At 58.4% G+C, this 12,386-nt stretch carries 14 protein-coding genes; 11 read left to right on the plus strand and 3 right to left on the minus strand.

Annotation, left to right across the window (positions count from 1 at the left end):
• Positions 1–28: 28 nt before the first annotated feature.
• On the minus strand, positions 29–1,120 hold the full coding sequence (aroC, locus tag H7698_RS18310) for a chorismate synthase (protein WP_162437476.1): 1,092 nt from the start codon (positions 1,118–1,120) through the stop codon (positions 29–31).
• A gap of 129 nt (positions 1,121–1,249) precedes the next feature.
• Between aroC and H7698_RS18315 the strand changes: the two genes are divergently transcribed.
• Positions 1,250–2,203 (plus strand): alpha/beta hydrolase, encoded by a 954-nt coding sequence (locus H7698_RS18315; RefSeq protein WP_162437569.1) that lies wholly within the window; start codon positions 1,250–1,252, stop codon positions 2,201–2,203.
• Between the two features lie 99 nt (positions 2,204–2,302).
• Positions 2,303–3,094, plus strand: coding sequence for a hypothetical protein (locus H7698_RS18320; RefSeq protein WP_194692377.1), 792 nt, complete (start codon positions 2,303–2,305; stop codon positions 3,092–3,094).
• 244 nt (positions 3,095–3,338) lie between these two features.
• Here H7698_RS18320 and prmB read toward each other — a convergent pair whose 3' ends face one another.
• Positions 3,339–4,247 (minus strand): 50S ribosomal protein L3 N(5)-glutamine methyltransferase, encoded by a 909-nt coding sequence (prmB, locus tag H7698_RS18325; protein WP_194692378.1) that lies wholly within the window; start codon positions 4,245–4,247, stop codon positions 3,339–3,341.
• 239 nt (positions 4,248–4,486) lie between these two features.
• Between prmB and H7698_RS18330 the strand changes: the two genes are divergently transcribed.
• From H7698_RS18330 to H7698_RS18355, 6 genes are all read left to right on the plus strand, one after another.
• Positions 4,487–5,077: a cysteine hydrolase family protein gene (locus tag H7698_RS18330; RefSeq protein WP_162437479.1), complete on the plus strand. Its 591-nt coding sequence runs from the start codon at positions 4,487–4,489 to the stop codon at positions 5,075–5,077.
• 131 nt (positions 5,078–5,208) lie between these two features.
• Entirely contained in the window at positions 5,209–5,529 is a 321-nt protein-coding gene (locus tag H7698_RS18335) for a hypothetical protein (protein ID WP_162437480.1), read from the plus strand.
• 87 nt (positions 5,530–5,616) lie between these two features.
• Positions 5,617–6,174: a Smr/MutS family protein gene (locus H7698_RS18340; protein ID WP_059404684.1), complete on the plus strand. Its 558-nt coding sequence runs from the start codon at positions 5,617–5,619 to the stop codon at positions 6,172–6,174.
• A gap of 94 nt (positions 6,175–6,268) precedes the next feature.
• Positions 6,269–6,745: a redox-sensitive transcriptional activator SoxR gene (soxR, locus tag H7698_RS18345; RefSeq protein WP_194692379.1), complete on the plus strand. Its 477-nt coding sequence runs from the start codon at positions 6,269–6,271 to the stop codon at positions 6,743–6,745.
• 319 nt (positions 6,746–7,064) lie between these two features.
• Positions 7,065–7,610, plus strand: coding sequence for a GTP cyclohydrolase I FolE (gene folE, locus H7698_RS18350; protein ID WP_162437483.1), 546 nt, complete (start codon positions 7,065–7,067; stop codon positions 7,608–7,610).
• Between the two features lie 102 nt (positions 7,611–7,712).
• Positions 7,713–8,084, plus strand: coding sequence for a glutathione S-transferase N-terminal domain-containing protein (locus H7698_RS18355; protein WP_162437484.1), 372 nt, complete (start codon positions 7,713–7,715; stop codon positions 8,082–8,084).
• 171 nt (positions 8,085–8,255) lie between these two features.
• On the opposite strand, the gene H7698_RS18360 is transcribed toward H7698_RS18355, so the two are convergent.
• On the minus strand, positions 8,256–9,422 hold the full coding sequence (locus H7698_RS18360; RefSeq protein ID WP_194692380.1) for an aminotransferase-like domain-containing protein: 1,167 nt from the start codon (positions 9,420–9,422) through the stop codon (positions 8,256–8,258).
• Between the two features lie 82 nt (positions 9,423–9,504).
• Here H7698_RS18360 and H7698_RS18365 point away from each other — a divergent pair, with 82 nt between their 5' ends.
• The 3 genes from H7698_RS18365 (at position 9,505) to H7698_RS18375 (ending at position 12,241) form a co-directional block, all read left to right on the plus strand.
• Positions 9,505–9,948, plus strand: a complete 444-nt coding sequence (locus tag H7698_RS18365; protein ID WP_162437486.1) for a MarR family winged helix-turn-helix transcriptional regulator — start codon at positions 9,505–9,507, stop codon at positions 9,946–9,948.
• 244 nt (positions 9,949–10,192) lie between these two features.
• Positions 10,193–11,542: an NCS2 family permease gene (locus H7698_RS18370; RefSeq protein ID WP_162437487.1), complete on the plus strand. Its 1,350-nt coding sequence runs from the start codon at positions 10,193–10,195 to the stop codon at positions 11,540–11,542.
• A 72-nt stretch (positions 11,543–11,614) separates the two neighbouring features.
• Entirely contained in the window at positions 11,615–12,241 is a 627-nt protein-coding gene (locus tag H7698_RS18375; RefSeq protein ID WP_162437488.1) for a LysE family translocator, read from the plus strand.
• Positions 12,242–12,386: the final 145 nt, after the last annotated feature.

Genomic DNA, 12,386 nt, shown 5'->3' on the forward strand with positions numbered 1-12,386 from the left:
CAGACCGCAGCGACCGAGAGGTCAGCCATTAAAGCTGACCCAGCACCGGCGTGCTCACGCGCACATCGGCATTCTGCCCACGATGACGCAGCAGGTGATCCATCAGCACGATGGCCATCATCGCTTCGGCGATGGGCGTGGCGCGGATGCCGACACACGGGTCGTGGCGGCCCTTGGTGATGACGTCAACCGGATTGCCATGCACGTCGATCGAACGGCCCGGCGTGGTGATACTGGATGTAGGTTTGAGCGCCAGGTGCGCGATGATTGGCTGACCGGACGAGATGCCGCCCAGAATGCCGCCCGCGTTGTTGCTGAGGAAGCCTTGCGGGGTCATCTCATCGCGGTGTTCGGTGCCGCGTTGAGCGACGCTGGCGAAACCGGCGCCGATTTCCACGCCTTTGACCGCGTTGATGCTCATCAGCGCATGGGCCAGCTCGGCGTCGAGACGGTCGAAGATCGGCTCGCCAAGACCCGGCATGACGCCTTCAGCAACCACGGTGATCTTCGCACCGACCGAATCCTGATCCCGGCGCAACTGGTCCATGTACGCCTCGAGCTCCGGGACCTTGTCCGGATCGGGGCTGAAGAACGCGTTCTCTTCCACGCAATCCCAGGTCTTGAACGGGATTTCAATCGGGCCGAGCTGGCTCATGTAGCCACGAATGACAATGCCCTGGGTGGCCAGGTACTTCTTGGCAATCGCGCCGGCCGCAACACGCATGGCGGTTTCCCGCGCCGAACTGCGACCGCCGCCGCGGTAATCGCGCTCGCCGTATTTGTGGTGGTAGGTGTAATCAGCGTGAGCCGGGCGGAACAGGTCCTTGATCGCCGAGTAGTCCTTGGACTTCTGGTCGGTGTTGCGGATCAACAGGCCAATGGCGCACCCGGTGGTGCGACCCTCGAACACGCCGGAGAGGATTTCGACTTCGTCGGCTTCCTGGCGCTGGGTGGTGTGGCGGCTGGTGCCGGGTTTGCGGCGATCGAGGTCGCGCTGCAAATCCTCGAGGGAAATCTCCAGACCCGGCGGGCAGCCGTCGACAATGGCGACCAACGCCGGACCATGGCTTTCGCCAGCGGTGGTGACAGTGAACAGCTTGCCGTAGGTATTGCCGGACATGCAGGACGCTCCGTGAAATGAACCTGAATACGTAATGCGCGCCAGTATACGCAGGCTACCCAAGTAGTTCATCCTCGAACCTTATGGGTGCCCGCGAGTCCAACCGGCATCTTCGTGAATGATGGCGTGATGATGCTGCGAGTTCTAGCCTTGAGTCTTACCTTGTTTACCGGCTTTGCCCAGGCCACTGTCCTGCAACGCCCGATCACTCTCGACACCGGCCACGGCGAGCTTTTCGGCTCGCTGCTGCTGCCCAAATCCGACACGCCCGTGCCCGTCGTCCTGATTATTTCCGGCTCCGGTCCGACGGATCGCGACGGCAATAATCCCGACGGTGGGCGCAACGACAGCCTCAAACGCCTGGCCTGGGTGCTTGCCAAGCACAACATTGCCAGCGTGCGTTACGACAAGCGCGGCGTGGCAGCGAGCCTGGCCGCTGCCCCGGACGAGCGTAATCTGTCGGTGGAAGGCTATGTGTCCGACGCACAAGCGTGGGGCCAGAAACTTAAAGCCGATCCTCGATTCGGCCAGTTGATCCTGCTGGGGCACAGCGAAGGTGCGTTGATCGCCACCCTCGCCGCGCCGAGCGTTGATGCGGCAGCGGTAATTTCCATGTCCGGCAGCGCTCGCCCGATTGACCAGGTATTGCGCCAGCAACTGAGCAATCGCCTGCCGCCACCGTTGATGCTGCGCGCCAATGAATTGCTCGACAGCCTCAAGGCCGGCCAGACCGACGACAACGTGCCGCCGCAACTGCAGGTGATTTTCCGCCCGAGCGTCCAGCCGTATCTGATTTCGCTGTTCCGCCAGGACCCGGCAGCGGCTTTCGCCAAACTCAAAATGCCGGCGTTGATCATTCAGGGCAGCAACGACATTCAAGTGGGTGTCGGCGACGCCAGGCTGCTCAAGGCGGCCAAACCGGACGCTGAACTGGCGTTGATTGAAGGCATGAACCACGTGATGCGCATCGTGCCCAACGATGTAAAACGGCAGTTGGCCTCTTACAAAGACCCGCAGTTGCCGTTGGCCGCCGAACTGGGCGCACGAATCCTCGGGTTTATTGACGGACTTCGCACCAGTTAAGCTCTTTTTGTCCTCCAGTCCTGACAAAAACGGCCGATAAGCCTTTGTCGCCAGCGCCAAGACTGGCGACAAGCAGAGCTTGGACAGGATCTCGCCGTTATGACCGACAACCCGACTTTACCCGACACCCCTGCTGAACAAGAGGCACCGCCGGCGGTTGAGCTGCCGTGGGCGGATGTGCACGTCGAGCACCAGAAAATGCTCCGCCTGGCGCCGTTGCAGACCGATCGCAACACCGGTGGACGCCCGCTGCGCTTTGTCGAATTCGGTTACGCCGAACGCCACGACAAGGAGCGCAGCCTGATGCGCATGACCATCACCCTGCCCGGTCAGCGCGTGCGCAAGGAACAGAATCATCTGGATGTGTGGGTCGATCACGTCGACAAAACCGTGGGTTTCGGGCCGGACAGCGGCTTGCAGATTGAACCGATGAACCGTGGCATCGGCCGTTTCATGGCCGCCCACGCAATTAACTGGGCCAAAAAACGCTGGTCTGGCTACACCGTCGAAGGCTCGGACCTGAACAACAAGGACGCGCTGAACGAAGACACTCGCTTGCGTCGCGACCACTTTCTGAAGAGCCACGGTTTTGAAGTGGTGTACGCCGATGCCCAGCATCTAAAGGGCAGCGTCAAAGACGTGCGGGTCGGTGACCTGAAAGCAGACTGGAACCGCGAAAAGCTTCAGGTGGTGGAAATTATCGAAGCGGCGCACATGCTTCAGCAAGCCGAGCACAACCTGGCCGAGCAGGAAGTGAAACTCAAGAAACACGAAGAAAAAGTCAGCAAGTACATGCGTGAAGACGCGGCGCTGCGGTTCACCATTACGTGTTTGGTGGCATTTGCGATGTTTCAGGCAGGGTTGTTGATCTGGATTGCTACGCAGCGGTGATGAATTTTTTGGCGTGCAGGTTTTTTGTGGCACGTGGGTTCTGTGGCAAGTGGATTTCGTGGCGAGGGGATTTCGTGGCGAGGGGATTTATCCCCGTTGGGTCGCGTAGCGGCCCCCTTATCCCTGAAGGGACTGCTTCGCAGTCCAACGGGGATAAATCCCCTCGCCACGAAACCTACTCGCCACAAAACCTACTCGCCACGAAACCTGCTCACCACAAAACCTGCTCACCCATTAATCAAAGTCAGACGCGGGAGGCGAACACTGCCTGATGATTGCGGCACTGCTCTGCCGTCAGCATGAACACCCCATGCCCACCGCGCTCGAAATCAAGCCAGGCAAAATCGACTTCCGGGTACAACGCCTCGACGTGAACCTGGCTGTTACCCACCTCGACAATCAGCAAACCCTTCTCGGTCAGATGATCCGCGGCTTCGGCGAGCATGCGGCGTACCAGGTTCAAACCATCATCACCGCAGGCCAGGCCCAGTTCCGGTTCGTGCTGGTACTCGTCCGGCATGTCGGCAAAATCCTCCGCATCGACGTAAGGCGGGTTTGACACGATCAGGTCGAAACGCTGACCCGGCAACCCGTCAAAGCCATCGCCCTGCACGGTGTACACACGTTCATCGACGCCATGGCGCTCGATGTTTTGGTTAGCCACTTCAAGCGCTTCGAAAGACAGATCGGCCAACACCACTTCGGCGTTCTGGAATTCATACGCACAGGCGATGCCAATGCAGCCAGAACCGGTGCACAGGTCCAGAATGCGCGCGGGCTCGGCGGCCAGCCAGGGTTCGAAACGTTTTTCGATCAGCTCGCCAATCGGCGAACGGGGGATCAACACGCGTTCGTCGACGATGAACGACATGCCGCAGAACCAGGCCTCGCCCAGCAGGTAGGCGGTCGGTATGCGCTCTTCGATACGACGCTTGAGTAAACGCTGCAGGTTGACCAACTCATCGTCTTCCAGCGCGCAATCAAGGTAGCTATCAGCCATTTCCCACGGCAAGTGCAAGGCACCCAACACCAGTTGACGGGCTTCGTCCCAGGCGTTGTCGGTCCCATGGCCGAAAAAAAGATCCTCCCCATGGAAGCGGCTGACGGCCCAACGAATATGGTCTCGCAGGGTACGAAGTCGGGAAGTGATCACGGGGGCAAACTCCAGAAAAAACGACTGGCGATTCTACCAGCCAAAACGCATCACGACGACGCCGTAAAAATACAGGGGCAGTTGTAGGATATTTCTGTTTTTCTGGTCTGCTATTGAACAATACGAGCCACTTGACAAGGCTGCGAGCCAATAACGACGGCCTCTACGATGGTAGCGATTCACAGAAGCGCTCAGCCAGAGGACAATGTCGCAAAAGCCCCACCCGAAGGAGCCCCAGAATGTCCGTTCCAAAAACGATGTTTCAACTCAGCGGCCGCGGTTATGCAGCAGCCAATCTGAGTCATGCGACGCTTGTGATCATCGATGCCCAGAAAGAATACCTCAGCGGCCCGTTGGCCCTGGTCGGCATGGATGCTGCCGTCGCGAACATCAAGCAACTGGTCGCCGCTGCCCGTGCAGCCGGTCGGCCGATCGTGCATGTCCGCCATCTCGGCACTGTCGGTGGGTTGTTCGACCCGCAGGGCGAGCGCGGCGAGTTCATCCCCGGGCTGGAGCCACAGGCCGACGAAACGATCATCGGCAAATTGCTGCCAAGTGCCTTCCATGGTACGGAACTGCTGGATCGCCTGCAGAACCTGGGGTCGCTGGACCTGATCGTCTGCGGCTTCATGAGTCACTCGAGTGTGAGCACTACCGTACGTGCGGCGAAAAACCTGGGCTTTCGTTGTACCCTCGTTGAAGACGCCTGCGCCACCCGTGATCTACCCTACAAGGGAGGAGTGCTCAGCGCCGAACATGTGCAGCAGACCGAGATGGCGATCATGGCGGACAACTTCGCCACCCTCGCGCTGACGCACGAACTGATTTGATCCACGCTCGATGAGCGGCCAACATCGCCGCTCATCCGCAAAAGCCTCTCATTACCTGTAATTGTCTTAGCCTCAGGAACATCCCGGACAACTCCCGGTCGAAGGGCCGATACCCATTGAGGAAGGTCGGAATGAAGTTATCCGATGGTTTTGACGCTCGCCGCTTGCGGCCCAAAGGCCAAAGCAACTGGCGTTTTCGATTCGGCGCAGCGTTTGCGGCGTTGCTTGCCATGTGCGGCGTGCTACTCGCCATGGCCGGTGCAGCGAGCCTGCTCGGCCGTCCGCCGGCACTCGGCGAACTGAATGCAAGTCCGCTGGGGTCGGCAATCATCCTGGCGGTTGGCCTGTTCGTGCTGTACATCGGTGTCTGGCTGTGGCGCCGATGCCGGCGTCGTTCTCGGCAATCCCGTGAACTCAACATGTCTCCGCACTTGATGAAAAAACACGATTGAATTGAAGGCCCGACCTTGCGGCGGGCCTTCATTTGTATGGCTGAAGCCTGGACTTGGGTAAACTGGCCGCCCTTCGCGGAGGCTGACATGCAAGACGACGATTTTTCCCTGTTCAAAAGTGCGATCCAAGGCGTCAAGCCGATCAAGCACGATCGCGCCGAAACCGGCAAACCCAAAGCCGACCGCGCGCAAATTGCCAAACTGCGTCAGGCCGCCACCGTGCGCACCGATGCCACTACCGTTGACGGGCTCTCTGATCAGTTCGTGATCGACGTCGGACCTGAAGACGAGCTGATGTGGGCACGCGACGGCGTGCAGGAAAGCCAGATGCGCAAGCTCAAGATCGGACAGATTCCGTTCGAAGGCAGCCTCGACCTGCACGGCATGAACGTGGAAAAAGCCCGGGAAACGCTCTGGGCCTTTCTGGCAGAAGCCACCAAATTCGAAATCCGCTGCGTGCGCGTCACCCATGGCAAAGCCGTGCGTCTGGACGGCAAGCGCCCGATGATCAAAAGTCACGTCAACACATGGCTGCGTCAGCATTCACAGGTCCTCGGCTTCACCTCGTGCCAGGCCAGACATGGCGGCGCCGGGGCGGTTTACGTGATGCTTAAACGAACCATGATGGAAGGTCGCGACGAGTAGCGCTGTCGCTTCACGCGCGTTTCTGGCTGTTGTTGTCTTTCGTCAACGTGATGAGTAGGCTTTGAAACCTCAATATTGCTTGAGCTCAACAGCCATGAAGGAAAAAGTCACCGACCATCAAAATCTAAGCGTGGGCCAAGTCGCAAAACGCAGTGGCTTGTCTGTTTCCACGCTGCATTTTTATGAGTCCAAAGGCTTGTTAGGGTCTAAGCGCACAGCCGGCAATCATCGGGTCTACGCTCGCGGCACGCTTCGTCGGATCGCAATTATTCGAATAGCGCAAGCCAGCGGGATTTCACTGGCGGAGATCAAGACAGCGCTTGAACCCATTCCCCATGATCGCAAAGCTTCAGCCAAGGAATGGGAAACGGTATCGAAAGCGTGGGCTTCCTCTCTGAAACGACGGATCGAGCAACTGACCAGGCTGTCCACCAGCCTTGAAGGTTGCATCGGTTGCGGCTGCCTGACCATGGGCGCATGCCCGTTGCTCAATCCACAGGATTTGCTGGGCGAAACCGACTCGGGCCCGGTGATTTTTGACCAGGCACTTGAGAAAACACTGGAAACTTGATCAGCGCCCCTCCCCGTCATGAGGCCAGCACACCTGCAAACCCTTCATGACGGCAGTGCTCGCTCTGAACATCAGAGCCAGACGGCAATACAACTGCCGGCACACTTACGCTACCATGTGCCCAATGACAGGCATGAACCTCGGGTTCATTGCGAATCAGCTCGGCCACGGCGTGCAAATGCTGCTGACGACTTATAACCGGCGGTCGACTCCAGACAAGACTGAAGCGGAGCCGGGAAGCTGGAGCAACGCCTGATTGGTACAAAATTGGTACAGACAGAAACCGTACCCCTCTAGAACCTATACGGAATAAAGCTCTGTGACATTGGAACAGAATTACACCGCGATTCTCGGCCAATTGGGCGAGGACGTCTCCCGCGAGGGCCTGCTCGACACGCCAAAGCGTGCCGCCAAAGCCATGCAGTACCTCTGCCGCGGCTATGAACAAACGCTGGAAGAAGTCACCAACGGTGCCTTGTTCAGCTCCGATAACAGCGAAATGGTGCTGGTGAAGGACATCGAGCTCTACTCGTTGTGCGAACACCACCTGCTGCCGTTTATCGGCAAGGCCCACGTCGCCTACATCCCGAGCGGCAAAGTACTGGGGCTCTCGAAAGTCGCGCGGATTGTTGATATGTACGCCCGTCGCCTGCAGATCCAGGAAAACCTCAGCCGTCAGATCGCTGATGCCGTGCAGGAAGTCACCGGCGCCCTGGGCGTTGCCGTGGTGATCGAAGCCAAGCACATGTGCATGATGATGCGCGGTGTGGAGAAACAGAATTCGTCGATGATCACTTCGGTGATGTTGGGTGAGTTCCGCGAAAACGCGGCGACCCGCAGCGAGTTTCTCAGCTTGATCAAGTAATTCGCGGCACGAAAAAAACCGGCATTTATCGCCGGTTTTTTTTCGCCTGTGAAAAATCAGGTAAGCTGCGCGCCTTCCGCTTGCCCCTGTGAGGCTTATACCGTGTTCGTAAAAGCGCTTCGTGTCGGCCTAGGCCAACTGATCATCTTCATCGACTTCATCACTCGCCCCGGCAAAAAACAGCGCCCGGCCGAAGTTCAGGCTCAGGTCAACACCGCAGCCAAGGGCCTGACCCTGTATCAATTCCACGCGTGCCCGTTCTGCGTAAAAACCCGCCGCACCTTGCGCCGCCTGAATGTTCCGGTCGCATTGCGCGATGCAAAGAACAACGAACAGGATCGCCAGACGCTGCTGGAACAGGGCGGCAAGGTCAAAGTGCCGTGCCTGCGCATTGAAGAGAATGGCCAGACCACCTGGATGTATGAGTCCAAAGTGATCATTGATTATCTGGATAAGCGGTTTGCGGCGGCTTGATGGTTTTGCAGGGTGATTGATGGCCTCATCGCGGGCAAGCCCGCTCCCACAGGTTATGTGAGCGCCTCAGATCACTGTGGAAGCGGGCTTGCCCGCGATGAGGCAGGCAAAAACACCACAAATCCCGAACAAACAAACCGGCCCATCTGGCCGGTTTTTTTTCATCTACGCTCAAGCCGCTTCTTGCGCTAGCGCGTCCCTTATTACCCCCGCCAAACGCTTGAGCCCTTCATCGAGCCGTGCCGGATCTATATGGCTGAAGTTCAGCCGCAAATGCCCCGGATGATTATCCGGTTCAGGGAAAAACGGCTCCCCCGGCATGAACGCCACATCAGCCGCCAGCGCGTTCTTGAGCAACGTGCGGGTGTCCAGCGGTTGCTTGAGCGTCAGCCAGAAAAACAACCCGCCCTGCGGCACATTCCAGTCTGCCAGATCGGAAAAATGGGTTTCCAGAGCCAACTGAAAAGCATCCCTTCGAACCCGATAGAAGTCCCGCAGCTCGTTCAAATGGTGCTGGAATTTCTCGGTGCCGATCCATTGCAATGCCTGCCACTGCCCTACCCGATTGGTGTGCAGGTCAGCCGATTGCTTGAGTTTCAACAAGTGCGGGAACAGATCCTGGCTGGCAATCAGGTAACCGACACGCAACCCCGGCAGAAGGGTTTTCGACACGGTACCGGTATAGATCCAGCTGCTTTTCTTCAAACGACTGACAATCGGTGTGGCGCTACCACCATCGAAAGTCAGCTCACGGTACGGCTCGTCTTCAATTAGCGTGACGGCGAATTCATCGAGCAACGCCGCCACGGCATCACGCTTGGCTTCGCTGTAGCGAACCGCTGAAGGATTCTGGAACGTCGGGATCAGGTAGATGAAAGCCGGACGGTGTTTTTCCAGACGGCTGCGCAATGTCGCCAGGTTGGGACCATCGGCTTCCAGCGGAACCGTGATGCAGTCTGCCCCGAACAGCTGAAAGATCTGCAGTGCGGCCAGGTAGGTCGGCGCTTCTAGCAGGATTTCAGTGCCTTGGTCGATATACAGCTTGGCTGCGAGGTCCAGGGTCTGTTGCGAACCGCTGACCACTAATACCTGACTCGCTTCACACGGTACGCCCAAGGCGCGTGCTTGCGCAGCCAATACTTCACGCAATGCTGGCTCACCCTCGCTCATGCCGTACTGCCCTATGGCCACCGGCATGTCGGCCCAATCGACTTTCGGCAGCATCGCCTCGGCCGGCAAGCCGCCCGCGAACGACATCACTTCGGGGCGCTGGGCAGCAGCAAGGATTTCACGGATCAAAGAACTTTTAAGGCGCGAGACACGTTCGGAAAAAGCCATGGGGATCACCGGTAGCGAGGCCTGAGGAAAATAAGTCAAACTGGTTGACCGAAATTACGACACCCCGAACGGATACGTCAATATGCTTGACCTTAAAAATCCATCGACTCAGCAACAGGCCATGGAAGCGTTTTTCTTCGGCTATCAGGCATTCACCGCCAAGGCTGACGAAATGCTTGAGCGGCGCGGCTTGAGTCGAGTCCATCAACGCATCGTATTTTTCATCGCCCGTTATCCGAACCTGAGCGTCAAGGAACTGCTGGAACTGTTGGGTGTAACCAAACAAGCGTTGAACATGCCGCTGCGTCAATTGGTGGAAATGCACCTGGTCGACAGCGTCGCGTCCGAGACAGACAAGCGTAAGCGGTTGCTGGAATTGACCGAGGATGGCGCGCGTTTCGAGCAGTCACTGCGGCGTGAGCAAGTGAAGTTGCTGGAGCGGGTGTTCGCCGAGGCTGGAGAGGCGGCGGTGGATGGGTGGTTGGCGGTGAATCTGGCGCTTGGGAAAAGTCAGACGGTTGATTGACTGTTCTGGCCCCATCGCCAGCCTGCTGGCGATGGGCCCTCGAAGGCCATATATCCCTATCACCAAACTTTTCGTCTACAAAATCAAAAACAATATTTGCTTTATTTGTACACAAAAGCATAATCCACTTCGTGCGAGTTCCTGACCAAGCGGTCAACAAATTCGCAAGTGCCTCAAAGGACCGCTGCCGCCCTCATGGGTCCGGTCCTGGAAATAACAATAAAACTCTTGAGGAGTACTCGCTGTGGAAAGCCGCAAATCCGAAGCATCGACGCTGGATCTCTCGCCGCCTGTACCTAACGGCTGGCTGGAGCGCATCTTTAAACTCACCTTGCATGGCACCACGGTGAAGACCGAACTGATTGCCGGTCTGACAACCTTCATCACCATGGCTTACATCATCTTCGTCAACCCCAACATCATGGCCGATGCGGGGATTGATCACGGCGCCGCGTTCGTGGCCACCTGCATCGCTGCTGCGCTGGGCTGCCTGCTGATGGGCCTTTACGCCAACTGGCCAGTGGGCCTGGCACCGGGCATGGGCCTGAACGCTTTCTTCACCTACACCGTGGTCGGCACCATGGGCTACAACTGGGAAACCGCACTGGGCGCGGTGTTCGTGTCCGGTGTGCTGTTCATGATCCTGACCTTTTCCCGAATCCGCGAATGGCTGCTCAACAGCATCCCCGTGAGTTTGCGCTACGCCATGGGCGCCGGCGTGGGCTTGTTTCTTGGGCTGATCGGTCTGAAAACCGCCGGCATCGTCGTCGATAGCCCAGCTACATTGATCAAACTCGGCTCCCTGCGCGAGCCTGGTCCACTGCTCGCCGCCATCTGCTTCCTGATGATCGCCGTGCTCAGCTATCACAAAGTGTTCGGCGCGATCCTCATCAGCATCATTACCGTGACCCTGGCCGGTTGGGGCCTGGGCCTGGTGCACTACGAGGGCATCATGTCGGCCCCGCCGAGCCTGGCACCGACCTGGATGGCGATGAACGTCGCCGGCGTCTTCAACATCAGCATGATCAGCGTGGTACTGGCTTTCCTCTTCGTGCACATGTTCGACACCGCCGGCACCCTGATGGGCGTTGCCCAGCGCGCCAATCTGGTGAACGCGGACGGGCGGATTGAAAACCTCTCGCGCGCAATGAAAGCCGACAGTGCTTCCAGCGTGTTCGGCGCGGTAGTCGGTGTGCCCCCGGTCACCAGTTATGTGGAAAGCGCCGCGGGGGTTGCCGCAGGTGGTCGGACTGGTCTTACCGCGGTGACGGTAGGTGTGCTATTTATTGCCGCGATGTTCTTCGCACCGCTGGCCGGCATGATCCCCGCCTACGCCACTGCGGGCGCGCTGATTTATGTCGCGATGCTGATGATGGGCGGCATGAAGCACATCGAATGGGACGAAGCCACTGACAGCATCCCGGCAATCGTCACCGCGATCATGATGCCCCTGACCTTCTCGGTCGCTGATGGCATCGCGCTCGGCTTTATCACTTACGTGGTACTGAAGGCTTTCACTGGCAAGCACAAGGAAATCTCCGTCAGCCTGTGGGTGCTCTGCGCGATCTTCATCGCCAAGTTTGTTTTCTTGTAAACGTTACGCATAACGCGTTTCGAATCAGCCTCACCCCGTCGGGTGGGGCTTTTGCACAAATGGAGGAAAGTGATGAGTCTGGAAACCTGGCTGCTGTTCAGCGGCGCTGCGCTGGTAGTGATCCTGATCCCGGGGCCACTGTCTTTGCTGATGATCAGCAACAGTCTGAATTACGGTTTGCGTCGTTCGTACCCGGCGTTCCTGGGCGGCGTGATTGCGTCGATTTGTTTGTTGAGTGCTTCGGCATTGGGGTTGGGCGCGTTGTTGCTGGCCTCGGAACAGCTGTTCAGCGCGCTGAAGATTGTCGGCGCGCTGTACCTGTTCTACCTCGCCTGGCAGAGCTGGCAGCAATCGCGTCAGCCTTCGGTGGGCGCTGAAGTGCCCCAGGCGGCGGCTGTTCCGCGCTTTCGCGCATTGTTCGGGCGCGCGTTTGTGTTGGGAGCCAGCAACCCGAAAGATATTCTGTTCTTCGCCGCGTTCCTGCCGCAGTTTCTGAGTGCCGAGCAACCGTTCCTGCCGCAGTTGCTGGTGATGATCGCGACGTGGACGGTGCTGGATCTGCTGTGCAAGCTGGCTTATGGGCTGGGAGCCCACGGTGCCGCGCGTTATCTGCGCAGCGGCAAGGGGCAGAGTTGGTTTAACCGGGTGAGTGCCGGCCTGTTCAGTGGGGCGGGTGCGGCGTCGCTGTTGAGCCGTTAAAAGGCATCGCGGGCAAGCCCTCCCCCACAAGGTTCTGTGAGCGCCATCACCTTGTGGGAGCGGGCTTGCCCGCGATGGCGTCGGCGCTGACAACCCATTTCTCGAAGCAAAAAAAAGCCCGCAGTGTGAGCGGGCGAAAGACCAA

Origin of the sequence: Pseudomonas sp. p50(2008), assembly GCF_015351605.1 — a bacterium.
Classification (GTDB): Bacteria; Pseudomonadota; Gammaproteobacteria; order Pseudomonadales; family Pseudomonadaceae; genus Aquipseudomonas.

Excerpts from the sequence above, each read along its gene's own strand:
- aroC (WP_162437476.1), bottom strand. The coding sequence starts at position 1,120 with ATGTCCGGCAATACCTACGGCAAGCTGTTCACTGTCACCACCGCTGGC.
- H7698_RS18315 (WP_162437569.1), top strand. The coding sequence starts at position 1,250 with ATGATGCTGCGAGTTCTAGCCTTGAGTCTTACCTTGTTTACCGGCTTT.
- H7698_RS18320 (WP_194692377.1), top strand. The coding sequence starts at position 2,303 with ATGACCGACAACCCGACTTTACCCGACACCCCTGCTGAACAAGAGGCA.
- H7698_RS18330 (WP_162437479.1), top strand. The coding sequence starts at position 4,487 with ATGTCCGTTCCAAAAACGATGTTTCAACTCAGCGGCCGCGGTTATGCA.
- H7698_RS18335 (WP_162437480.1), top strand. The coding sequence starts at position 5,209 with ATGAAGTTATCCGATGGTTTTGACGCTCGCCGCTTGCGGCCCAAAGGC.
- H7698_RS18340 (WP_059404684.1), top strand. The coding sequence starts at position 5,617 with ATGCAAGACGACGATTTTTCCCTGTTCAAAAGTGCGATCCAAGGCGTC.
- soxR (WP_194692379.1), top strand. The coding sequence starts at position 6,269 with ATGAAGGAAAAAGTCACCGACCATCAAAATCTAAGCGTGGGCCAAGTC.
- H7698_RS18360 (WP_194692380.1), bottom strand. The coding sequence starts at position 9,422 with ATGGCTTTTTCCGAACGTGTCTCGCGCCTTAAAAGTTCTTTGATCCGT.
- H7698_RS18365 (WP_162437486.1), top strand. The coding sequence starts at position 9,505 with ATGCTTGACCTTAAAAATCCATCGACTCAGCAACAGGCCATGGAAGCG.
- H7698_RS18375 (WP_162437488.1), top strand. The coding sequence starts at position 11,615 with ATGAGTCTGGAAACCTGGCTGCTGTTCAGCGGCGCTGCGCTGGTAGTG.